Raw genomic sequence first — 22,428 nt, 5'->3', positions numbered from 1 at the left:
GGCACATGCATGATCGCAGGGAGGGTGCGATGAACTACGAGCGGCCGGCCGAGCACCGGACGATCTTCGCCGTGGACGTCGAGGGTTACGGCGATCGGCGCAGGACCACACCACACCGCCTGGCGTTGCGCGAAGGGCTGTACCGCGCGCTGTTCCGGGCGTTCGACGACGCCGGTGTCCCGTGGCGGCACTGCCGGAGAGAGGACTGCGGCGACGGCGTCTTCGTCCTCGCCCCGGCGGAGATCCCCAAAGGACCCTTCGTCGAGTTCTTGCCCAACGCGCTCGCCGTGGCGCTGCACCGGCACAACCTGACCCACGACGCCGGGGCGCGGATCCGGCTCCGGATGGCGCTGCACGCGGGCGAAGTCGCCTACGACGACTTCGGCGTCACCGCGCCGGCGATCAACCAGACGTTCCGGCTCCTGGAGGCCGCGCCGCTGCGGCAGGCGCTCAAGTCGTCGCGGGGCGTCCTGGCGCTGATCACCTCGGCGTGGTTCTTCGAGGAGGTCGTCCGGCACAGCGACGGGCTCGACCCGGCGACGTTCCGGCCGGTCCCGGTGACGGTCAGGGAGACCCGCACGACCGGCTGGATCTCGCTGCCGGACCGGCCGTACCCGGCCGACACGAGCCTGGTCGTCCCGGACCGCCGTCCGGTCACGGCGATCGACGAGTACCGCACCTGGCGCCGGTTCCGCCGCCACGCCCAAGTGCTGGCCGACCGGGAGGACCCCGGGTAGCCGTAGGATCTACTCCCCTGGACACCGTCGCCGAGGGGAGGCCCGATGACCGTGCACCTGCGTCCGGCGTCGCGCGCCGACCCGCTGCCGGTGCTCGCCGCCGCCCGCCGGATCACCGACGACCTGCGCGACGGCCTGTCCGGCACCCGCGCCCGCCGCGCCGCGCACGGCCTGCGCCGGCTGTTCGGCTTCCCGGGGCTGGGCCTCACCGACCTGTCCGGCTCGCTGCTGTGGTCGGGGCGGCCGGGGCCGGACGCGGTCGTCGCGACGGTGCTCGACGGGGTGCTGCACAGCGAGGAACCCGGCTCCGCGCAGGACGTCCTGGTGCTGCCGCTGCACGTCCACGACGAGCTGGCCGGGGCGATCCTGGTCGTCGGCGACGTCCGCGACTCGGTGGCGGGGCAGGCCGCGGACCTGGTCGTCCAGGCGCTGGAGCGCGGCCGGCTCGAGGCGTCGGCGGAGCAGGCCGCGCAGGCCGAACTGCGGGCGCTGCGGGCGGAGATGTCCCCGCACTTCGTCTACAACGCGCTCACGGTCATCGCGTCGCTGGTGCGTTCGGACCCCGACCGCGCCCGTGACCTGATGCTGGACTTCGCCGACTACACGCGTTACAGCCTGGCGCGGCACGGCGAGTACACCGTGGTCGCCGAGGAGTTCCGCGCGATCGAGACGTACCTGGCGCTGCAGCGGGCGGTGCTCGGCGAACGGCTGCGCGTCCAGGTGCGGGTGGCGCCGGAGATCCTCGCCGTCGCGGTGCCGTACCTGGTGCTGGAGCCGTTGGTGGAGAACGCGATCCGGCACGGCATCGAACCGCGCTCGGGCACCGGGTTCGTCCAGGTGCACGGCCAGGCGGAAGGGAACGACTGCGTGATCTTCGTCGAGGACGACGGCGTCGGCATGGACCCGAAGCGCGCGGCGGACATCCTCGCCGGCCGCACCGGCGACGACGACCCGGCCGGGCTCGGTCTGGCCAATGTGGACAGACGACTGCGGGACGTCTACGGCGCCTGGTACGGCCTGACCGTCGAGACCGAGGTCGGCGCGGGCACCCGGGTGGTCGTGCGGGTGCCGCGGTTCCAGCCGGGGGTGCTGCCGTGACGTCGCTTCGGGTACTCGCCGTCGACGACCTGCCGCCGGCGTTGGACGAGCTGTGCACGATGCTGCGCGAAGCGCCCGAAGTCGGCGAAGTCGTCGGCGCGAGTGACGCGCTGAAGGCGTTGAGGCTGCTTCAGGCGGACAGGTTCGACGCGGTGTTCCTCGACATCTCGATGCCGGGCCTCGACGGGCTCGAGCTGGCGGGGTTGCTGGCCAAGCTGAGCGAGCCGCCGGTGATCGTGTTCGTCACGGCCCACGACGGCCACGCGGTGACGGCGTACGGCATCGGCGCGGTCGACTATCTGCTCAAGCCGGTCCGCGCGGAACGGCTGTCGGCGGCGCTGGCGAAGGTGACGCGCAACGCGACGCCGTCGTCGCGGTCCACGCCGGACGCGATGGCCGCGCTCCCGGTGGAGTCCGGCGGGCGCACACGGTACGTCCGCCGCGACGACGTGCTGTTCGTGGAGGCCCACGGGGACTACGTCCGGCTGCACACGCGGGGTGGCGTCCATCTGGTCCGGATGCCGATCTCGCGGCTCGAGGAGTACTGGGAGGGCACGGGGTTCAGCCGGGTGCACCGCGGGTTCCTGCTGGCGGTGGGCGCGGTGCTGGAGCTGCGGAGCGACTCGGCGGGCGGGTTGCTGGCGCACACGGAGGCGGGGGACGTCCCGGTGAGCCGGCGGCATGCGCGGGACCTGCGGGACCGGTTGCTGGAGGCCGCTCAGCGTGGGCAGCTCGGACCGGGCGCGCGATGAGCCGCCGGTCCACCTGCTCCCGGCGCAGCGGTGGGCGGCCGCCTGCACTCGCCCACTGCTCGGCCAAGCCCGCGATGCGCCGCCGACCTGAAGCCGCCTGCTCCCAGCCCAGCGCGGGCCGCCCTTGGCCGGGCTCACGATGAGCAAGATCCGCCGGGTCGCCGTCACGAGCCCGCAGACCCGGCTCGCCCACGCCCGGCGCCGCTCGCGTCACCGCTGGCGCCAGCCCCGGCTCCCCGTCGGCGACACCCAGCGCGCCACCACCCTCTACCGCGCGCAACGCCGCCGCGGCATCCCCGCGCTCGTCCTCATGTTCACGCTCCTCCTCGGCCTGCCCGGCGTCTTCGCGATCTTCCCCGGCCTGGACACCCTGCGGCTGCTGGGAATCCCCGTCTCCTGGCTGATGATCGCCGTCCTGCCCTACCCCGCGATGGCCCTCCTGGCCCGCTGGCAACTGCGTCGAGCCGAGCGCCTCGAGGACGACGACTAGTGGGCGTCGCACTCGCCGTCGCGCCGGTCGTGCTCGCGACGCTGCTCATCGGCGTCCGCGGGGTCGCCGCCATGCGCACGACGTCGGACTTCCTCGTCGCCTCGCGCCGGATCTCGCCGCTGGTCAACTCCGCCGCCGTCTCCGGCGAATACCTTTCCGCCGCCTCCTTCCTAGGGGTCGCCGGGCTCGTGGTCAAAGACGGCATCGGAGCACTCTGGTACCCGGTCGGCTTCACCGCCGGGTACATCGCGATGCTCGTCCTCGTCGCCGCCCCGATGCGGCGCTCCGGCGCGCTGACCGTCCCCGACTTCGCCGAAGCCCGCCTCAACTCGCCCGCGCTGCGCCGCCTGGCCGCCGTGGTCGTCCTGGTGATCGGCACCATCTACGTCGTCCCGCAGTTCCGCACCGCCGGGCTCGTGCTCACCGCGGTCGGCGGCACGCCGTACTGGGTCGGTGTCGTGCTGGCCGGCGCCGCCGTCAGCATCACCCTCGCGCTCGGCGGGATGCGCGCGGCGACCTACGTCCAGGCGTTCCAGTTCGTGCTGAAGCTCCTGCTCTTCCTGATCCCCGCGATCTGGCTCGTGCTGCAGGCCGGCGCGGTCAACCGCACCGACGCCCTCAACCCCGTCGAGTTCACCCACTTCGCCCGCGAGACGCCGGTGAAGTTCGAAGTCGACGTCACGATGGAGATCCGCGAGCCGACCGCCGTCCGCCGCAACGGCGTCGCGGAAACCCTGCCGCCGGGCGAGTTCACCGCGCACAGCCAGGACGAGGTCGTGTTCGGCGCGGGCGCGGCCGTCCCCGCGGTCCGCGGCGGCGCGCCGCTCGGCGGGCACGACTGGCAGCGCCCGCTGCTCGACCTCGGCGACCAGGGCTACCCGCTGCTCGGGACGTGGGCGGTGCTCATCGCGACCATGCTCGGCACGATGGGCCTGCCGCACGTCCTCATGCGCTTCCACACCAGCCCGGACGGCCGCGCCGCCCGCCGCACGGCCGCGATCACCGTGGCGCTGCTGGGGATCTTCTACCTCTTCCCCGGTGTCTACGGCGTGCTCGGCCGGGTGCTCGTGCCCGGCCTCTACCTCTCCGGCGCGACCGACACGGTGGTCGTCGCGCTGCCGTACCAAGTGGACAGTGGCTGGGCCGGCGGGCTCTTCACGGCGTTGCTCACCGCGGGCGCGTTCGCCGCGTTCCTGGCGACGTCGCTCGGCCTGCTGCTCGTGATGTCCGGCGCGATCGCGCACGACCTCGTCCCCGGCGGGCTGCGGCGGCTGCGGATCGCGGTGTTCGGCGTCGCCGGGGTCATGGTGCTGCTGGCGCTGCGCTCGGCCGAGCTCGACGCCGGGGTGCTCGTCACGTGGGGCTTCACCGTGGCCGCGTCGACGTTCTGCCCGCTGCTCGTGCTCGGCATCTGGTGGCCGCGGCTGACCGCGGCCGGCGGGATCGCCGGGGTGCTGGCGGGGCTCGTCGCGTCGTCCGGCTCGATCCTGTTCGCGCTCGCCGGGCCGCCGCTGCGCGGCTGGGTGGCGATCTTGGTGCAGCAACCGGCACCCTGGTCGGTGCCGCTGGCGTTCGGCGTAATGGCGCTGGTCTCCCTGCGGGGCCGGCCCCCCGCCTGGTCGACGGCGGCGATGTTGCGGCTGCACCTCGACGAACCCCGTTCGACGGGACCGCGCGACCGTTCGTCAACCGTTCGTCGTCTGGCCCGGCTGTTGAGCCGCTGAATCTTCACGCGAGACTCACACGTCCCTACGGTGTCGCACGTCACTTTCCGCAACGTCGCAGGGAGCAGCGATGAGCACGACGGACACCGGCGGCGGGCCCCCGGACACGTCAGAGACCATCTGGGAACGCGCCCACGAAAGCACCGAATTCCGTGAGCTGCGCAGCCGCCTGCGCCGGTTCGTCTTCCCGATGACGGCGCTGTTCCTGGTCTGGTACCTGCTGTACGTGCTCCTCGCGGACTACGCGCACGGCTTCATGAGCACGAAGGTCTTCGGCAACATCAACATCGGCCTGATCTTCGGCCTGCTGCAGTTCGTCTCGACGTTCGTCATCACCGGCCTCTACGTCCGGTACGCCAACCGGAAGCTCGACCCGGTCGCGGAGAAGATCCGTGAGGACATCGAGAAGGAGCAGGCATGAAAACTCTCGCCGCGGGGGTGGAAGGCAGCAGCCCGCTCCTCAACATCCTGATCTTCGCCGCGTTCGTGGTCATCACGCTGGTGATCGTGTTCCGGGCCAGCCGCAACACGAAGACGGCGTCGGACTACTACGCCGCCGGCCGCGCCTTCACCGGTCCCCAGAACGGCATCGCCATCTCGGGTGACTACCTGTCGGCGGCGTCGTTCCTCGGCATCGCGGGCGCCATCGCCATCAACGGTTACGACGGCTTCCTCTACTCCATCGGCTTCCTGGTCGCGTGGCTCGTCGCGCTGCTGCTGGTCGCGGAACTGCTGCGCAACACCGGCAAGTTCACGATGGGCGACGTGCTGGCGTTCCGCATGAAGCAGCGCCCGGTGCGGGCCGCCGCCGCGACGTCGACGCTGGCCGTGTCGTTCTTCTACCTGCTGGCGCAGATGGCCGGCGCGGGCGGCCTGGTGGCGCTCCTGCTCGGTGTCGAAGGCGGTGGCGCGCAGGCCATCGTGATCGCCGTGGTCGGCGTGATCATGATCGCCTACGTCCTGATCGGCGGCATGAAGGGCACCACCTGGGTGCAGATCATCAAGGCCGCGCTGCTGATCGTCGGCGCGCTCGTGATCACCCTGTGGGTGCTCGGCAAGTACAACTTCAACTTCTCCAGCCTGCTGCAGGCCGCCGTCGACAAGGCGGGCAAGGCCGGCGAGACGCTGCTCGGCCCGGGCAAGCAGTACGGCGCCACCGGAACGTCCAAACTGGACTTCTTCTCCCTCGGCATCGCCCTGGTGCTCGGCACCGCGGGCCTGCCGCACGTCCTGATGCGCTTCTACACCGTGCCGACCGCTCGCGACGCGCGTCGCTCGGTGGTCTGGGCGATCGTGCTGATCGGCGTGTTCTACCTATTCACGCTGGTGCTGGGCTACGGCGCCGGCGCGCTGGTCGGGCCGGACACGATCAAGAAGGCACCCGGTGGCGTCAACTCCGCCGCGCCGCTGCTCGCGCTCGAACTGGGCGGGCCGGTGCTGCTGGGCCTGATCTCCGCGGTCGCGTTCGCCACGATCCTCGCGGTGGTCGCCGGCCTGACGATCACGGCGTCGGCGTCGTTCGCGCACGACGTCTACGCGAACGTCGTCAAGCGGGGCAAGACGTCGCCGGACGCGGAGGTCAAGGTCGCCCGGATCACGGCGGTGGTGATCGGCGCGCTCGCGATCGGCGGCGGCATCCTGGCCAACGGGCAGAACGTCGCGTTCCTCGTGGCGCTCGCGTTCGCGGTGGCGGCGTCGGCGAACCTGCCGACGATCCTCTACTCACTGTTCTGGAAGCGGTTCAACACCCAGGGCGCGCTGTGGTCGATCTACGGCGGCCTGGCCATCACGGTCGTGTTGATCGTCTTCTCGCCGGCGGTGTCCGGCAAGAGCACCTCGATGATCAAGACCGCGGACTTCGCCTGGTTCCCGCTGAGCAACCCCGGCATCGTCTCGATCCCGGCCGCGTTCATCCTGGGCTGGCTCGGCACGGTCCTGTCCAAGGAGCACAACGAGAAGAAGTACGCCGAGATGGAGGTCCGCTCCCTCACCGGCGCGGGCGCCGAGAAGGCCGTCGCGCACTAGCGGCACAGAGACACCGAAGGCCGTCGCGGGTCACCCTCGCGGCGGCCTTCGGCCATCTCCTGGTCAGTAGGGCAGCTTGCCTTCGGCGATTCCCGAGAGCGTGGCTTCGAACTGCTTGCGCACGTACTGCCACAGGCCGCCGCCCAGCGAGATCCGCGCGACGCCCAGCTCGGCGAGCCCGGCGAGGCTGGTTCCGGGCCGCGCGGCCACGTTGACCGCGCCGCCGACCCCCTGGACGAACTCCGCGAGCAGGTCGGGCGCCCCCAGGTGGATCGGGTAGACGCAGTCGGCGCCCGCGTCGAGGTAGGCCTTCGCCCGCTCGACGCCGCCGGCCAGCGCTTCCTTGGCGTCGACCCCGCGGAAGGAGTCGACGCGGGCGTTGATCACCAAGGCGTCCCCCGCCGCCTCGCGCAGGGCCGCGATCCGGTCCGCCTGCTCGGCGACCGGCCGCACGTCCCCGGTCGTGTGGTCGGTGTCCTCGAAGTTGCAGCCGACCGCGCCGGCCTCCAGCAGCCGGGCCGCCAGCTCGGCGCCGGTCAGGCCGTAACCCGCCTCGGCGTCGACGGTCACCGGGACGCCGACGGCGTGGGCGATCCGCGCGGCGGCCGCGAACATCTCGTCGGCGGGCGCCTGCTCACCGTCGGGGAACCCGAGCGCGGCGGCCACGGCGACCGAGCTGGTCGCGACGGCCGGGAAGCCGGCGGCCTCGACGAGCTTGGCGGTGTCGGCGTCCCAGGCGTTCGGCAGCACCAGCGGCCGGCCCGGGACGTGCAGCGCCTTGAGCGCGGCGGCGCTCACGCGTCACGCTTCGGAAGCGGGCTGTGGCTGGTCACGGCCATGCGGTTCCAGCTGTTGATCGCGATGACCTCCCACGCGACCGCGCGGTACTGGTCTTCGGTGAGCACCTTCGTGGCCTGCTCGTAGACCTCGTCCGGCACGCTCTGGGTCGCCGACAGCTTGGTCATCGCCTCGGTGAGGACGAGGGCGGCCTCTTCCTCTTCGGTGAAGAGGTCGGTCTCGCGCCAGCCGTCGAGCACGAACAGCCGGCGGGCCGACTCGCCCATTTCGAGGGCGTCGCGGCTGTGCATGTCGAGGCAGTACGCGCAGCCGTTGAGCTGGGAGGCCCGCATCTTCACCAGTTCGAGCAGCTTCGGGTCGACGCCCGCGTTCTCCGCGGCCTTGTTCACCTCGGCCTGCAGGTTCGCCATCGCCTGGTAGATCCCGGGCGCGCGCCCGAGTCCGATTCGCTTCGTCATGCCATCCACGCTAGCCCGAACTGGTCCACGGGTATGGTCCAGTGGCATGACGGATTCGTGGTCCAGTTCCGGGCTCGACGTCCACCTCGACTGGCAGCCCTCGACCGGCCGGAGCGGCCTGGCGGCGGCGATCCGCGCGGCCATCCGCGAGGGCCGGTGGCAGCCGGACGCGACGGTGCCTTCGACGCGTTCCCTGGCCCATGACCTGGGCGTCGCGCGCGGCACGGTCACCCGCGTGTACGCCGACCTGGCCGCCGAGGGGTACCTGCGCACCGCCCAGGGCGCGCCGACGCGGGTGGCGACCGCGGGTTCCCTCCCGCAGTCCGCGCCGCGGCCGGCGCCTCGCGAACCGGCGCCGCGCTGGGACCTGCGCCCGGGCCGTCCGGACCTGACGGCGTTCCCCCGCCAGGCGTGGATCACCGCGACGCGGCGTGCCCTGCTGCGCACCCCGGCGGCGGCGTTCGGCTACGAGTCGGAGCTGGGCGCGCCGGAGCTGCGTGACGCGCTCGCCGGGTACCTCGCCCGGGCGCGCGGAGTGGTCGCCGACCCGGCGCGGATCGTGGTGTGCCACGGGTTCTCGCACGCCGTCGCGGTCCTCGGCAGGGCACTGCACGGTCTGGGTGTCGGCGAAATGGCGTTCGAGAACCCTTCGCTGCGGTTCTACCGTTCGATCGCGGCGGCCCAGGGCCAGCGGATCGTCGGGGTGGACGTCGACGAGCACGGGATCGACGTGTCCGCTTTGGACAGTCCGGCGGTGGTCGTGACAGCGGCGCACCAGTACCCCACGGGCGTCACGCTGGCCCCGCCCCGCCGGGCGGCGCTGGCCCGCTGGGCCGGCGATTCGGGCGCGTACGTGCTGGAGGACGACTACGACGGCGAGTTCCGCTTCGACCACCAGCAGGTCGGGGCGCTGCAGGCGCTGGCGCCGGAACGGGTCGTCTACGCGGGGACGGCCAGCAAGACGCTGGCCCCGGCGCTGCGGCTGGCGTGGCTGGTGCTGCCGCGATCGCTGGTGGAGCCGGTCCGCGCGGCCATGGCCGACAGCGGCTCACGCCCGGCGGTGCTGAGCCAGCTGGCGCTGGCCGAGCTGATCGGCTCGGGTGCGTACGACCAGCACATCCGCCGCAGCCGAGCCGAGTACCGCGCCCGCCGCACCCGGCTGCTGGCGGCCCTCCCGGACACGGTCCGCCCCCAGGGCATCGCGGCCGGCCTGCACCTGCTGCTGGTCCTGCCCCCGGACGGCCCCTCGGAGGCAACGGCCCTGGCAGCCTGCCGCCGCCGCGCGATCGGCATCGAGGGCCTCACGGACTACTGGATGGACCCAAACCGCCCAGGCGGCCTAATCGTGGGCTACGCAGCTACGCCGAAGCACGCCTTCGCCGGCGCAACCCAAACGCTGATAGAGGCCCTCTGGGAAATAACCACCTAACCCCCTCCCCTCCCCCCTCCCGCACTCCCGCCCCCACCGCTGCGAGTTCCGCCCCCAATCACGCAAGTCCCGCCCCCAGTCACGCGAGTCCCGGCCCCAGCCACGATTTCCGGCCTCAGTCACGCGAATTCCGCCACCAATCACGCGAGTTCCGGCTTCAGCCACGCGAGTCGCGGCCTCACCACACAAGTCCCAGCGACGCGAGCTCCGCCTTCAATCACGCGAGTCCCGGCCTCAATCACGCGAGTTCCGGTCCCAACCACGCGAGTTCCGCGCTCAGTCACGCGAGTCCCGGCCCAAAAGACGCGTGTCGTCCATCCAGGTACGCGAGTCGTCCGCCCAGGTACGCGAGTCGTCCACCTGGGTACGGGAACCGACCCTCAGGCACGCGAGCCGACCTTCCATGCGCGCGAGTCGACCCTCCAATCACGCGTGTCGACTCCTCAATCACGCGAGTCGACCCTCCAATCACACGTGATGCCCCTTCAATCACACGTGATGCCCGCTCAATCACGCGTGATACCTCTCCGATCACGCATGAAGCCCGCCCGATCACACCGACCCCGCGGGCCACCCCAGCCGGAGTGGCCCGCGATCGGCATCAGAACCAGCAGTCCGGCCGAACCCGCAACAGTTCCGTCCGCAGCTTCGGCGTCCCATCAACCGGAGCAGGATCCTCCGCAGTCGGCACGATCCCGCCCGCGGCCACCTTGTCCAACGTCCGCAGACCCGCCGCGCCGACCGTGCCGAACACCGTGTAGTCCGGGCGCAGCGCGGAATCGCCATACACCACGAAGAACTGCGATCCGTTCGTCGCCGGGCCCGCGTTCGCCATCGCCAGCAGACCGCGCGCGTACACCTTGCGCGCGCCCGTCGGGTCGGTCGGGGCCGGGGGCAGGTCCAGCGGCAGCTCGTCCTTGTACTTGTAACCCGGGCCGCCCTCGCCGGTTGCCGTCGGGTCGCCGCACTGCAGGACCTTCAACGTCGGGTACGACGTCAGGCGGTGGCACACCGTGTGGTCGTAGAACCGGTGGTTCGCCAGGTGCAGGAAACTCTGCACCGTGCACGGCGCCTTCGCGCGGTCGAGCCGCAGCGGGAGCGCGCCCTGGCTGGTCGGGACCGCGACGTCGACCTTGCCGTGGCTCGGGGTGTGCCGCGGGTCGGGCGGCAGCGGCACCGGCCGCGACGCCGGTTCGTCCGGGGTCTCGGTGTACTGGCAGGGCCCGTGGGTCGTCTTCGGTGGTGGGGCGTCGGCCGCGGTGGCTACGCCGTTGCCGGCCACGAACAACGCGCCCGCCGCCAGCGCGGTGACGAGTGTCTTCTTCATCCTGCACGCCCTCCCAGTGATCGCCCGGTTCCGGAGCGCCCCGCAGTCTAGGGCCCGGCACCGACAACAAGAACCGGCGAAAGTCGCCCATGTCACGCGGTCGGGTGAACCTCACCGCCACAACCCCGAAATTGTCGGACCCCCTCAGCACGATGGTGATCACGCGGCGAACCCGTCGCGCCCCGAAGGGAGAACGTCATGGATTTCCGGCGAAGACCCGTTGCCGTGGCAGGGTTTCTGCTCGCACGACTCGCGTCGGCCTTGCTACCCGCGAAGGTCCGCGATCAGCTCCGCCGCCGCCGCGAACGGATCGATCTCCCGCGCCACCACGCGTTCGGCGACCTCGGCCAGCCGTCCCCCGCCGCGCAGGTCCGCCAGCTCGGCGCGCAGCCGCCGGACCGCGATGGCCTCGACCTCGTCGCGCGCCCGGGCGGCCCGGCGCCGGGCCAGCTCGTCGTGCGCGACCAGCCACTCGTGGTGGGAAGCCAGGGCACTGACCACTTCGTCGACGCCCTCGCCCTTCGCCGCGACGGTCCGCACGATCGGCTGCCGCCAGCTCGGCCCGCGGACTTCCCTGCGGGCCAGGGAAATCATCTGCTTGAGGTCGTGCACCGTCGCGTCCGCGCCCTCGCGGTCGGCCTTGTTCACGACGAAGACGTCGGCGATCTCCAGCACGCCCGCCTTCGCCGCCTGGATCCCGTCGCCCATGCCCGGCGCGAGCAGCACCACCGTGGTGTCGGCCAGTTTCACGACGTCCACTTCGGACTGACCGACGCCGACGGTCTCGATCAGCACCACGTCGAACCCGGCGGCGTCGAGCACGCGCACGGCCTGCGGGGTCGCCCACGAGAGCCCGCCGAGGTGCCCGCGCGTGGCCATCGAGCGGATGAACACCCCAGGATCGGTGGCGTGCTCGGTCATCCGGATCCGGTCGCCGAGCAACGCCCCGCCCGAAAACGGCGAAGACGGGTCGATCGCCAGCACCCCGACCCGCTTGCCTTCGCCGCGCAACGCCGTGAGCAGCGCCGACGTCGAAGTCGACTTGCCGACGCCGGGTGGCCCGGTGAGCCCGACGACCCGGGCCCGCCCGGTGTGCGGGGTCAGCGCCCGCGCGATCTCCGCGACGCGCGGGTGGGCGTCCTCGACGAGCGAGAGCAGCCGCGCGACGGCACGGGGCTGCCCGTCCCGCGCGCGGCCGACCAGGTCGTCGAGGTCGAGGGGTGCGGTCACTTACGCCGACGGCACCCGCAGCAGGAGGGCGTCGCCCTGACCGCCGCCACCGCACAGCGCGGCCGCGCCGAGCCCGCCGCCGCGGCGGCGCAGCTCGTGGATCAGGTGGACGGCCAGCCGCGCGCCCGAGGCGCCGATGGGGTGGCCCAGGGCGATGGCGCCGCCGTTGACGTTGACCTTCTCCGGGTCGAGGCCGAGCTTCTCGGTCGAGACGAGCCCGACCGCGGCGAAGGCTTCGTTGATCTCGACGAGGTCGAGCGCGTCGGCGCCGAGCCCCGCCTTCGCCAGCGCGGCGAGGATGGCGTTCGACGGCTGCTCGTGCAGGCTGGCGTCCGGCCCGGCGACCACGCCGTGCGCGCCGATCTCGGCGAGCGCGGTGAGGCCGAGCTCCTCCGCCTTCGCCTTGCTGACGACGACAACCGCGGCGGCGCCGTCGGAGATCTGCGAGGCCGAGCCGGCGGTGATCGTGCCGTCGGAGGCGAAGGCGGGGCGCAGCTTGGCGAGGCCCTCGGCGGTCGTGTCGGCGCGGACACCCTCGTCGGTGTCGAAGACGACCGGGTCGCCCTTGCGCTGCGGGATGGCGACCGGGGCGATCTCGTCGGCGAAATAGCCGTTCTTGATGGCCTCGGCGGCACGCTGGTGCGAGCGAGCGGAGAAGGCGTCCTGCTGCTCGCGGGTGACGCCGTAGCGGGAGTTGTACTTCTCCGTCGAGGCGCCCATGGCGACCTGGTCGAAGGCGCAGAAGAGACCGTCGTAGGCCATGTGGTCGACGAGCGTGGTGTCGCCGTACTTGAAGCCGGAGCGGGACTTCGGCAGCAGGTGCGGGGCCTGGGTCATCGACTCCTGGCCGCCGGCCACGACGATGTCGAACTCGCCGGCGCGGATCAGCTGGTCGGCGAGCGCGATGGCGTCGAGGCCGGAGAGGCAGACCTTGTTGATCGTCAGCGCGGGCACGCTCATCGGGATGCCCGCGGCGACCGCGGCCTGGCGGGCCGGGATCTGGCCGGCGCCGGCGGTGAGCACCTGGCCCATGATCGTGTACTGCACCGCGTCCGGGGCGACCCCGGCGCGTTCGAGGGCCGCCTTGATCGCGACCCCGCCGAGCTGTGCTCCCGTGAAGTCCTTGAGGGAACCGAGCAGCCGCCCGATCGGCGTACGGGCGGCGCCCACGATCACGGAACCGGACACGGCGTCCTCCAAGCTTCGGCGCATGGGCAGTTTTTCCGACCATACCCGGAGGGCGGGCTTCTTGATGGAGCCAGTGTGAGGCGGGGCACGCGACGATTCCGGCTCGACGCCACGGCGCGGGCCCCTATCCTGCCTCCATGAATGACGCCCTGCGGCCGTTCGTGACGGCCATCGACCACGTCGGCATCGCGGTCCCGGACCTGGACGCGGCCATCGAGTTCCACCGCGCGCACTTCGGCCTGGAAGTGGCGCACGAGGAGGTGAACGAGGAGCAGGGCGTGCGGGAGGCGATGCTGCGCGCGCCCGGCACGGCGGGCACGGAGACGCAGATCCAGCTGCTGGCGCCGCTTCGCGACGACTCGGCGATCGGCAAGTTCCTGGCCAAGAGCGGCCCGGGGCTGCAGCAGCTGGCGTACCGCGTGTCCGATGTGGACGCCGCCGCGGCGGCGCTGCGCGAGCAGGGCCTGCGGATGCTGTACGACGCGGCCAAGCGCGGAACGTCGAACAGCCGGGTGAACTTCGTCCACCCGAAGGACGCGGACGGCGTGCTGGTCGAACTCGTGGAGCCGGCGAAGGACGGCGCGCACTGAACTGACAACTGCGGTGTGAAGGGGCCGCACCTCCGTGACAAACCCCGCACAACCCCGGTTCCGGAGCCGGCGGTGCGGCGCAGCACCCCCACGCAACCCCTAGCCGGCCGGGCCCGGAACCCCGCCTAGGCGGGAGCTGCCTTGGCGGCGAGGGCGTCGGCGATGAAGGTCAGTTCGCCGTCGAACTCGGCGGGGAGGTCGTCGTCGGAGTGGCGGGCCGTCGCGTGGCGGTGGCTGACCGCGCGGGCCAGGAGGCCGGACGCGCGGTCGATGTCGGCGCTCGGGAGGCCGCCGGCGGTCGCCGCGACGATCACCGCGCGGACCTGGCGGACGAGCACCTGGAAGCGCTCGTGGAGGGCGTCGCGGACGACGTGGTGGGTGTCGGCCTCGCGCCACAGGAGGTGCGAGAGGCCGAGTGACCGGCTGAAGCGGTGGTCGAGCTCGCGGACCAGCCGCCGGAGGCTGCCCGCGAGGTCGCCGGGGACAACGACCACGGCCGGCTCGATGCGCTCGTCGGGCAGCCGCTCGACGAGCGCGGTGAGCAGGTCCGGCTTGTGCCGGAAGTAGTAGTGCACCAGCCCCTTCGGCACTCCGGCCCGCTCCGCGATGCGGGAGGTCGGGGTGGCGTCGAAGCCGGACTCGGCGAAGAGCGCCTCGGCGGCGCAGAGAATGCGCTCCTTCGCCGAATCCTCGGTCATTCCGGTGCCTCCTGGGTCCTTCGGTCCGTCAGTGCTGCCCTGCCGTGCGGTGCGCGGCCGTCGCGACCGGCATCGCCGCCGCGCCCGCGATGACCGTCAGGACCCCGGCGATCCAGGACGTCCAGGACGCGCCGTTGAACTCGGTGTACCCCATCACCCACGGGGCGATGAAGAGCAGCACGCCGAGCGCGATCTGGATGCCTTCCCCGTAGACCATGCCCGGCATGGCCAGCGAGACCAGGCCGTCGAGTGCGACCAACGCGCCCAGGACGACCATCGTCCACATCGCGGTCGAGTCCGTGCTCAGCCAAAGGGGTGAAAGAGCGGCGACCAGGCCGATGACGACCTCGGCCCAGTCGTGCGGCCGGGTCCAGGCGCGCGTAGAGACTTCACTCATTCGTGCTCACCTCCGTCGGTGAAACTGCTGGTGGGGATGTTTTCCCACCGCCGATGATCCGCTTGACTGGCCAGCCGGTCAAGACTGGTCGGTCACAGTTGGGCGTGTAATCGTGCCGTCCGTCTCGTACAGTTGTGTCCGCGAGTTACCGGCGAGTAATTTCTGCCGCCAACGCCGTTGACCCCCATCTCCGCGGAGGAACCGATGACGCAGCTCGGCGAGATCCAGCAGGCCATCCTGACCGGCGAGTCCGCCTCGGTCGGCTCCCTGCCCGTGCCCGAGAGCTACCGCGGGGTGACCGTGCGGGCGGACGAGGTCGACATGTTCGAAGGCCTCGACAGCCGGGACAAGGACCCGCGCAAGTCACTGCACGTCGACGAGGTGCCGGTCCCCGAGCTGGGGCCGGGTGAGGCGCTGGTCGCCGTGATGGCGAGCGCGATCAACTACAACACCGTGTGGACGTCGATCTTCGAGCCGATCCCCACGTTCAAGTTCCTCAAGAAGTACGGAAAGCTCTCGCCGCTGGCCAAGCGGCACGACCTGCCCTACCACGTCGTCGGCTCGGACCTGTCCGGCGTGGTGCTGCGGACCGGCGTCGGCGTGCACAACTGGAAGCCCGGCGACGAGGTGGTCGCGCACTGCCTGAACGTCGAGCTGGAGAGCCCGGACGGGCACAACGACACGATGCTCGACACCGAGCAGCGGATCTGGGGCTTCGAGACGAACTTCGGCGGCCTCGCCGAGATCGCGCTGGTCAAGGCCAACCAGCTGATGCCGAAGCCGGATCACCTGACCTGGGAGGAGGCCGCCTCCCCCGGGCTGGTCAACTCCACGGCCTACCGGCAGCTCGTCTCGCGCAACGGCGCGGACATGAAGCAGGGTGACGTCGTGCTGATCTGGGGCGCCTCGGGCGGCCTCGGCTCCTACGCGACGCAGTACGCGCTGAACGGCGGCGCGATCCCGGTGTGCGTCGTCTCCAGCCCGGAGAAGGCCGCGATCTGCCGGAAGCTCGGCGCCGAGCTGATCATCGACCGCAGCGCTGAGGCCTACAAGTTCTGGAAGAGCGACACCGAACAGGACCCGAAGGAGTGGCAGCGCTTCGGCGCGAAGATCCGGGAGCTGACCGGCGGCGACGACCCGGACATCGTGTTCGAGCACCCGGGCCGGGAGACCTTCGGCGCCTCGGTCTACGCCGCGCGGAAGGGCGGGACGATCGTCACCTGCGCGTCGACCTCCGGGTACATGCACCAGTACGACAACCGCTACCTGTGGATGAACCTGAAGCGGATCATCGGCTCCCACTTCGCGAACTACCGCGAGTCGTGGGAGGCGAACCGGCTGATCGCGAAGGGCCTGATACACCCGACGCTGTCGAAGACGTACTCGCTCGAAGAGACCGGGCAGGCCGCCCTCGACGTGCACCGCAACGCCCACCAGGGCAAGGTCGGCGTGCTCGCGCTCGCGCCCGAAGAGGGGCTCGGCGTCCGGGACGCGGAGAAGCGCGCGAAGCACATCGAGGCGATCAACGCCTTCCGCGGCGCCTGAGCCAGCGCCGCGCCCGAGCGAGCACCACGTCCGGGCGGAAGAACGTGATCAAGACGACGCCGGGAGCGGGCTCGCGCTCCCGGCGTCGGAATCCACCGGGATGGCCCCGGATCCGGCCAGTTCCCTTCGCCGCATCACACGGCGCGTTCGGCGCACCGTACGGGTGCTCACCCTTCCGTGACCCGGCTGCGACTACGGTAGGCCCATGAGCCTTGGCGATGAACGGGAGCTTGTGCCGCTGGGAGCCGGCTTCGACGTGGCGAAGCGGGGATACAGCCGAGCACAGGTCGACGAGCACCTCGAACGGCTGGACGCCGACCTGAAGATGCTCACCGCGGATCGGGACGCCGCCATCGCGCAGTCCGGGGACCTCGCCCGGCAGCTGGAGATCGCGCGCGGGGAGATCGCGGACCTGCGCGGGCAGGTCGACCGGCTGGCCCAGCCGCCGACGAGCGTCGAAGGCCTGTCCGAGCGGCTGCAGCGGATGCTGCGGCTCGCACAGGACGAATCCGCCGACACGCGCGCCCGCGCCGAAGCCGAGGCCGGGCACATCCGGGCCAAGGCCGAGACGGACGCGAGCGCCATGCGGGCCCGCTACGAGCAGCTGCTCACCGAGCTCGACCTGCGCCGCAAGGAGATGGAGGCGGAGCACCGCAAGGTGCTCGAGGACGCCCGCGCGCAGGCCAAGGAGATCACCGACAAGGCCGAGGCCGAGCGGACGAAGCTCGACACCGAGTCGTCGGAGCGCCGGACGAAGGTCGAAGAAGACTTCGAGATCGCGATGGCTTCGCGCCGCACCGAGGCGATGCGGGTGCTGGCCGAGCAGGAGGCCGCGAGCAAGGCCGAGGCCGCGCGCCGCGTCCAGGAGGCGACGCAGGACGCCGCCGACATCCGCGCGAAGATCCTCGAAGAGGAGACGACCGCGAAGGCCGAGATCGAACGCCGTCAGCGCGAGTCGGTGGCCGACGCGAACAAGCGCCGCCAGGACTCGATCACCGAGGCGAACGCCCGGCTCGCGGAGGCCGCCGACGAGGCGCGCCGCCGCGTGACGACGGCGACCGAGGAGTCGAACCGGCGGATCACCCAGGCGAACGAGCGCGTCGACTCGCTGCGCAAGGTGCGCGGCGGGCTGGCCGAGCAGGTCCGCGCGGCGCGGGCCGTGCTGGCCGAGGCGCACACCGTCCTGGGCGACGACGTCAAGGTGCCCGCGGACGTCACGGCCGATCTCAAGGCCGAGGACCTGAAGCCGGCCGACACCGGCAAGACCAAGCCGGTGGGCGACGTCGAGGAGACGATCCGGATCAAGGCGTCCGACGTCCCCAAGCCGCACCCGGGGCCCAAACAGACCCCCAAGCCGGCGCCGAAGCCCACTCCGCGGCCGAGCGGAGCGCAGAAAGCGACTGGCGAGTAACCTTCCACCCGACACGGGCGCGGACGAGCCTGCGCGGTCGGCACCGACCGGCTATCGTCCCTGCTCACGCGGGATCACCTGGAGGTTTTGCGCATGGGTGCGGCATATCGGACCGTGGTGGTGGGCACGGACGGCTCGGAGTCCTCGTTCGCGGCGGTGGACCGCGCGGCGGCGGTGGCCGGCGACGCGGGCGCGACGCTCGTCATCGCGTGCGCCTTCTACCCGGCCAGCAAGTCCGACGTCGACAAGGCCCAGGACGTCCTGGGTGACGAGGCCTACCAGGTCGTCGGCTCGGCGCCGGCCGAGGACACGCTGCAGTCCGCGCGGGACCGGGCGGTGCGCGCGGGCGCGGAGAAGATCGACACCGTCGCGGTGAAGGGCGACCCCGTCGACTCGCTGCGCAAGGTGGTGCACGAGCGCGAGGCGGACCTGCTGGTCGTCGGCAACCGCGGGCTGAACACGATCGCCGGCCGGATCCTCGGCTCGGTGCCCTCGGAGGTCGCCCGGAAGTCCGGCGTGGACGTGCTGATCGTCCACACGACCTGACGGTGTCCGATCCCGGGCCCGGTTCGAGCGGGGAACTTCAGCAGCGGCTCGAGCGCATCCTGCTGGGCGGCCGCCGGAAGTACACCCGGCTCGAAGTGGCCGAACGAGCCGGCGTGCCCGAAGAACGGTCGCGCCGGCTCTGGCGTGCGCTGGGGTTCGCGACGGTCGCCGACGACGAGGTGGTCTTCACCGACGCCGATGTCGAGGCGATGCGGACAGCCGACCAGCTGGTCCAGTCCGGGCTGATCGACCCGAGCATCGAGGTGTCGGTGACCCGAGCGCTCGGCCAGCACCTGTCGCGGCTGGCCGAGTGGCAGGTCGAGATGCTGTGGGCGCTGATCCGGGAGCAGCCGGAGCTCGGCCGCGGTGAACGCCAGGTGGCGCGGCTCGTCGACCGGCTGCTGCCGGAGCTCGAGCGGGTGCAGAACTTCGTCTGGCGACGGCACCTGGCCGCCTACGCCGGACGCGCGTTCGCCGCGCCGGACGAGAACCTCGAGACGCGCACCGAGGTCGTCGGGTTCGTCGACATGGTCGGCTACACCCGCCTGACGCGCCAGATCGACGAAGACGAGCTGAGCCGCGTGCTCGACGCCTTCGAGCTGCTGGCGACCGAGGTCATCGCCGAGCACCGCGGCCGGGTCGTGAAGATGATCGGGGACGAGGTCCTGTTCGTCGCCGACTCGGCGACCGACGCGGCCGAGATCGCGCTGGCCCTGACCGAGCGCACGACGGCGGACGAAAGCCTGCCGTCGGTCCGCGCCGGCATGGCGTCGGGCCGCATCCTCAACCGCTTCGGCGACGTCTACGGCTCGGTGGTCAACCTGGCCGCCCGCCTGACGTCGGTGGCCCGCCCGGGCACCATCCTGGTCGACCGGGAGCTCGCGGCGGAGCTGGCCGACGAGAAGGCCTACGAGCTGCGCGTCCGCCGTCCGGTCACGGTCCGCGGGTACAACCGCCTTCGCCCGGCAGCCCTGCGCCGCGCCGCCGAAACGCCGACGGGCGCCTTCGCCTCGTCCCAGCAGCTGGCGGCCGAGATGCTGGGCCTCTCCGAACCCGCGTCCGCGGCGCCGGTCGAGGACGACGGCGTGCTCGCGGACGAAGACGCCGTGACGGCCCGGCCGCGCCGGCGTCGCCGCCGCATCCGCTGACCCGCCGTCGATCATCGAGCGCACGAAACGAGACGACCTCCGGGAGCTTCGCACGCGACTGTGGTGGAGCGGTCCCTGCCCGCGGTGGGCAAACCGCACGACCCCCGGGAGTGGATCTCATGAGCAACCCGCACCGGTTGACCGCGGGCTCCGTCGTCGTCCGCCGGTACTTCCGCGGACCCCACCTCAACATGGCCCAGGCCGCCAGAGTTGTGCAGCGGTCGGCCGAAGGCCTCCTGCTCTGGGTGCCGGTCGGCGCGGGCTTCGCGACCCGGTACCACGCCGACGGCACGGCCATGCGCGAAGAGCCGATCGAGGTCGTCGGGCGGGCACGGCTCGCCGTGAGCGAGTGGCGCGAGCGCGACGTCCTGATGCTGGTGCGGCCGGGCCGGCCGCACTCGGTGTGGTGGTTCTTCGACCGCGGCCGGTTCGACGGCTGGTACGTCAACCTCGAGCAGCCGGCGACGCACTGGAACGACGGGACCACCGCCGGCCTCGACACGATCGACCACAGCCTCGACGTCGTCGTCGCGCCCGACCGCACGAGCGAGTGGAAGGACGAGGACGAGTTCGCCTGGGCAACCGGCCAGCCGGGCTACTGGTCGGCCGAGTTCGGCCGCACGGTGCTCGCGGAGGGGCGGCGCATGCGGCGCGCGGCCGCCGCCGGGCAGTTCCCGTTCGACGGCACGTGGTGCGACATCCGGGTGGACGGACCGCCCCCGCCGCGGCTGGAAGGCGACGCGTGGTGCGAGCGGCCGGCGGCGTGGGAGCTGCGCGAGGCGGCGTGAACCGGACGCCCGGCCGCAAACGGGAAGACGCCCGCCGGCGGGCCCGCGCGGCACTGTGGCAAGGCAAGACCGCGCCAACGAACCGCTTCCCGCCGGAGGGGTGCTGCACCGAGCGTCCGGCAAGGCACGTCAGCCCAGCTTCGTGCCACTCCCAGGCCGAGGGGGTTCCTTGCCATGCATGTCGCCGCCGCAGTCCACCCCTCGCTCGGTCACGGGAGCGCGAAGGCGGGTTGCCAACCCGGCCGAAAGCAGGCCGGCCAGGTGGGAGGACGTAGATGAGCGACCGCAAGGACAAGCTGCTCGACGACGTGGCGAAGTACCACACGGATGTGAGCCGGGCGCAGCCGTTCGTGCCCGGCCACACCGAGATCTGGCCCGCGGGGGCCGTGCTGGACGCGGCGGACCGCACGGCTCTGGTCGAGGCGGCGCTGGACATGCGGATCGCGCACGGGGTCTCGTCGTTCGAGTTCGAGGCCACCTTCGCCCGCCGGATCGGGACGCGCAAGGCGCTGCTGACCAACTCCGGGTCGTCGGCGAACCTGCTCGGCATGACCGCGCTGACCTCGCCCCTGCTGGGCAAGCGCCGGCTGCGGCCCGGCGACGAGGTCGTCACCGTCGCCGCGGGCTTCCCGACGACGGTGAACCCGGTGGTGCAGAACGGGATGGTCCCGGTCTTCGTGGACGTCGACCTGGGCACCTACAACACCTCCGTCGAGCGGGTCGCCGCCGCGATCGGCCCGAAGACCCGCGCCATCGCGCTCGCGCACACCTTGGGCAACCCCTTCGCCGTCAAGGAGATGGCGGAGCTGGCCAAGGAGCACGGGCTGTTCTTCCTGGAGGACAACTGCGACGCGGTCGGCTCCCTCTACGGGGACCGGATGACCGGGACCTTCGGCGACGTCGCCACCACCAGCTTCTACCCGGCCCACCACATCACCATGGGCGAGGGCGGGTGCGTGCTGACGTCGCGGGTGCTGCTGGCGAAGATCGTGGAGTCGCTGCGGGACTGGGGCCGGGACTGCTGGTGCGCGCCCGGCGCGAGCAACACCTGCTGCCAGCGGTTCGACCAGCAGAAAGGCCGGCTGCCCGCCGGATATGACCACAAATACGTGTATTCGCACGTCGGGTTCAATTTGAAGTCGACCGATATCCAGGCCGCGCTGGGATTGTCGCAGCTGGAAAAGCTGGATTGGTTCACCGCCGCGCGCCGGGCGAACTGGGCGCGGTTGCGGGCGGGGCTGGAGGGCGCGCCGTACCTGCTGCTGCCGGAGGCGACGCCGGGCAGCACGCCGTCGTGGTTCGGGTTCGTGCTGACGCTGACCGAGGACGCGCCGTTCAGCCGGCGGGAGCTCATCCGGTTCCTGGAGGACCGCAAGATCGGCACCCGGCACCTGTTCGCCGGGAACCTGACCCGGCACCCCGCGTACCAGGACGTGAACTACCGCGTCGTGGGCGACCTGACCAACAGCGACGTCATCACCGAGCGGTCGTTCTGGGTGGGGGTTTATCCGGGGCTGACCGAGGAGATGATCGATTACATCGCCGCCTCGGTCCGCGAGTTCGCCGAAACCGGCGGCCGGGCGGGAGCGTCCCCCGGAACGGTCTGAAACCGGTGCCGCGCGGCCCGCGATAATCACGCCCGAAGACGTGGATTTTGCACTTCCGGGGCGGGCCCGCGGCTCGGTACCTTCGGGACTTGGAATGTCCGGAAACGCGGAGAAGAACACCTTCGGGAACGACTGGCGTGAGCCTGACCGACAAGTGCCTGAGGAGTTCCGCATGCGTGCAACGCTCTTCATCCCGCCCGAGTCGGCCCGCTCGTCTTCGCGGGCCCGGGCGTTGCAGACGGCTGGACACGAGACGGGCGCCGCCCCGCACCCGGCGGAAGCCGGGCTCATCCGCACCTGGCGGCCCGGTCTCGTCCGGTGGGTTCCGCACCTGCGCCGGGACGTGCTCCCGACGCCCGGCCCGGCCGAACCCCGGCCCGGCAGGCGAACCTGCGGACACCAGCGCCGATAAAAACTCGCGTTATCCCCCCTGGATGGAGAT

At 71.8% G+C, this 22,428-nt stretch carries 23 protein-coding genes; 16 read left to right on the top strand and 7 right to left on the bottom strand.

Annotation, left to right across the window (positions count from 1 at the left end):
• Positions 1-29 precede the first annotated feature (29 nt).
• From ACZ63J_RS35790 to ACZ63J_RS35760, 7 genes are all read left to right on the top strand, one after another.
• Positions 30-737 (top strand): hypothetical protein, encoded by a 708-nt coding sequence (locus tag ACZ63J_RS35790; RefSeq protein WP_465399129.1) that lies wholly within the window; start codon positions 30-32, stop codon positions 735-737.
• A 45-nt stretch (positions 738-782) separates the two neighbouring features.
• A complete protein-coding gene (locus tag ACZ63J_RS35785; protein ID WP_465338132.1) occupies positions 783-1,835 on the top strand; it encodes a sensor histidine kinase in 1,053 nt (350 codons plus the stop codon).
• Positions 1,832-2,587 carry a LytR/AlgR family response regulator transcription factor gene (locus ACZ63J_RS35780; protein WP_465338133.1) on the top strand — a complete coding sequence of 252 codons (756 nt, stop codon included), beginning with the start codon at positions 1,832-1,834 and terminating at the stop codon, positions 2,585-2,587. Before ACZ63J_RS35785 ends, ACZ63J_RS35780 begins: the two co-directional genes overlap by 4 nt.
• A 139-nt stretch (positions 2,588-2,726) precedes the next feature.
• Complete coding sequence (locus ACZ63J_RS35775; protein ID WP_465399128.1) at positions 2,727-3,077, top strand: hypothetical protein; 351 nt, start codon at positions 2,727-2,729, stop codon at positions 3,075-3,077.
• Positions 3,077-4,801: a sodium/solute symporter gene (locus ACZ63J_RS35770; protein ID WP_465399127.1), complete on the top strand. Its 1,725-nt coding sequence runs from the start codon at positions 3,077-3,079 to the stop codon at positions 4,799-4,801. The genes ACZ63J_RS35775 and ACZ63J_RS35770 overlap by 1 nt, the downstream gene beginning before the upstream one ends.
• Before the next feature lie 70 nt (positions 4,802-4,871).
• Positions 4,872-5,222: a DUF485 domain-containing protein gene (locus ACZ63J_RS35765; RefSeq protein WP_465314161.1), complete on the top strand. Its 351-nt coding sequence runs from the start codon at positions 4,872-4,874 to the stop codon at positions 5,220-5,222.
• On the top strand, positions 5,219-6,826 hold the full coding sequence (locus tag ACZ63J_RS35760; protein WP_465399126.1) for a solute symporter family protein: 1,608 nt from the start codon (positions 5,219-5,221) through the stop codon (positions 6,824-6,826). The genes ACZ63J_RS35765 and ACZ63J_RS35760 overlap by 4 nt, the downstream gene beginning before the upstream one ends.
• Positions 6,827-6,889: 63 nt before the next feature.
• Here ACZ63J_RS35760 and ACZ63J_RS35755 read toward each other — a convergent pair whose 3' ends face one another.
• The gene (locus tag ACZ63J_RS35755) at positions 6,890-7,624 is read right to left on the bottom strand and encodes an isocitrate lyase/PEP mutase family protein (protein WP_465399125.1); all 735 of its coding nucleotides are present in this window, start codon (positions 7,622-7,624) and stop codon (positions 6,890-6,892) included.
• Positions 7,621-8,082 (bottom strand): carboxymuconolactone decarboxylase family protein, encoded by a 462-nt coding sequence (locus ACZ63J_RS35750; protein WP_465399124.1) that lies wholly within the window; start codon positions 8,080-8,082, stop codon positions 7,621-7,623. Before ACZ63J_RS35750 ends, ACZ63J_RS35755 begins: the two co-directional genes overlap by 4 nt.
• A gap of 46 nt (positions 8,083-8,128) precedes the next feature.
• On the opposite strand from ACZ63J_RS35750, the gene pdxR reads away from it, so the two are divergent.
• Entirely contained in the window at positions 8,129-9,511 is a 1,383-nt protein-coding gene (gene pdxR / locus ACZ63J_RS35745; RefSeq protein WP_465399123.1) for a MocR-like pyridoxine biosynthesis transcription factor PdxR, read from the top strand.
• 601 nt (positions 9,512-10,112) lie between these two features.
• Here pdxR and ACZ63J_RS35740 read toward each other — a convergent pair.
• From ACZ63J_RS35740 to ACZ63J_RS35730, 3 genes are all read right to left on the bottom strand, one after another.
• Positions 10,113-10,838, bottom strand: coding sequence for a peptidylprolyl isomerase (locus ACZ63J_RS35740; protein WP_465399122.1), 726 nt, complete (start codon positions 10,836-10,838; stop codon positions 10,113-10,115).
• Positions 10,839-11,102: 264 nt separating this feature from the next.
• Positions 11,103-12,068 carry a methylmalonyl Co-A mutase-associated GTPase MeaB gene (gene meaB, locus ACZ63J_RS35735; protein ID WP_465399121.1) on the bottom strand — a complete coding sequence of 322 codons (966 nt, stop codon included), beginning with the start codon at positions 12,066-12,068 and terminating at the stop codon, positions 11,103-11,105.
• Complete coding sequence (locus tag ACZ63J_RS35730; RefSeq protein WP_465399120.1) at positions 12,069-13,256, bottom strand: acetyl-CoA C-acetyltransferase; 1,188 nt, start codon at positions 13,254-13,256, stop codon at positions 12,069-12,071.
• 137 nt (positions 13,257-13,393) lie between these two features.
• Here ACZ63J_RS35730 and mce point away from each other — a divergent pair, with 137 nt between their 5' ends.
• Positions 13,394-13,846 (top strand): methylmalonyl-CoA epimerase, encoded by a 453-nt coding sequence (gene mce, locus ACZ63J_RS35725; RefSeq protein WP_465399119.1) that lies wholly within the window; start codon positions 13,394-13,396, stop codon positions 13,844-13,846.
• Between the two features lie 125 nt (positions 13,847-13,971).
• Here mce and ACZ63J_RS35720 read toward each other — a convergent pair whose 3' ends face one another.
• The gene (locus ACZ63J_RS35720; RefSeq protein WP_465399118.1) at positions 13,972-14,544 is read right to left on the bottom strand and encodes a TetR/AcrR family transcriptional regulator; all 573 of its coding nucleotides are present in this window, start codon (positions 14,542-14,544) and stop codon (positions 13,972-13,974) included.
• Positions 14,545-14,572: 28 nt separating this feature from the next.
• Positions 14,573-14,941, bottom strand: coding sequence for an SPW repeat domain-containing protein (locus ACZ63J_RS35715; protein ID WP_465338143.1), 369 nt, complete (start codon positions 14,939-14,941; stop codon positions 14,573-14,575).
• Between the two features lie 204 nt (positions 14,942-15,145).
• Here ACZ63J_RS35715 and ccrA point away from each other — a divergent pair, with 204 nt between their 5' ends.
• From ccrA to ACZ63J_RS35680, 7 genes are all read left to right on the top strand, one after another.
• Positions 15,146-16,486: a crotonyl-CoA carboxylase/reductase gene (gene ccrA, locus ACZ63J_RS35710; RefSeq protein WP_465399117.1), complete on the top strand. Its 1,341-nt coding sequence runs from the start codon at positions 15,146-15,148 to the stop codon at positions 16,484-16,486.
• 205 nt (positions 16,487-16,691) lie between these two features.
• Positions 16,692-17,897 (top strand): chromosome segregation protein, encoded by a 1,206-nt coding sequence (locus tag ACZ63J_RS35705; RefSeq protein WP_465399116.1) that lies wholly within the window; start codon positions 16,692-16,694, stop codon positions 17,895-17,897.
• Positions 17,898-17,990: 93 nt separating this feature from the next.
• Complete coding sequence (locus ACZ63J_RS35700) at positions 17,991-18,443, top strand: universal stress protein (protein ID WP_465399115.1); 453 nt, start codon at positions 17,991-17,993, stop codon at positions 18,441-18,443.
• 2 nt (positions 18,444-18,445) lie between these two features.
• Positions 18,446-19,591 (top strand): adenylate/guanylate cyclase domain-containing protein, encoded by a 1,146-nt coding sequence (locus ACZ63J_RS35695; protein ID WP_465399114.1) that lies wholly within the window; start codon positions 18,446-18,448, stop codon positions 19,589-19,591.
• A 119-nt stretch (positions 19,592-19,710) separates the two neighbouring features.
• A complete protein-coding gene (locus ACZ63J_RS35690) occupies positions 19,711-20,379 on the top strand; it encodes a ribonuclease FAU-1 family protein (protein ID WP_465314174.1) in 669 nt (222 codons plus the stop codon).
• A 275-nt stretch (positions 20,380-20,654) separates the two neighbouring features.
• Entirely contained in the window at positions 20,655-21,986 is a 1,332-nt protein-coding gene (gene rfbH / locus ACZ63J_RS35685) for a lipopolysaccharide biosynthesis protein RfbH (RefSeq protein ID WP_465399113.1), read from the top strand.
• A gap of 172 nt (positions 21,987-22,158) precedes the next feature.
• A complete protein-coding gene (locus ACZ63J_RS35680) occupies positions 22,159-22,398 on the top strand; it encodes a hypothetical protein (RefSeq protein WP_465338150.1) in 240 nt (79 codons plus the stop codon).
• Positions 22,399-22,428: the final 30 nt, after the last annotated feature.

It is taken from the genome of Amycolatopsis sp. NPDC104863 (genome assembly GCF_055582965.1).
The sequence above is the reverse complement of the archived record's forward strand: the minus strand, read 5'-3'. Positions and strand labels throughout refer to the sequence as shown.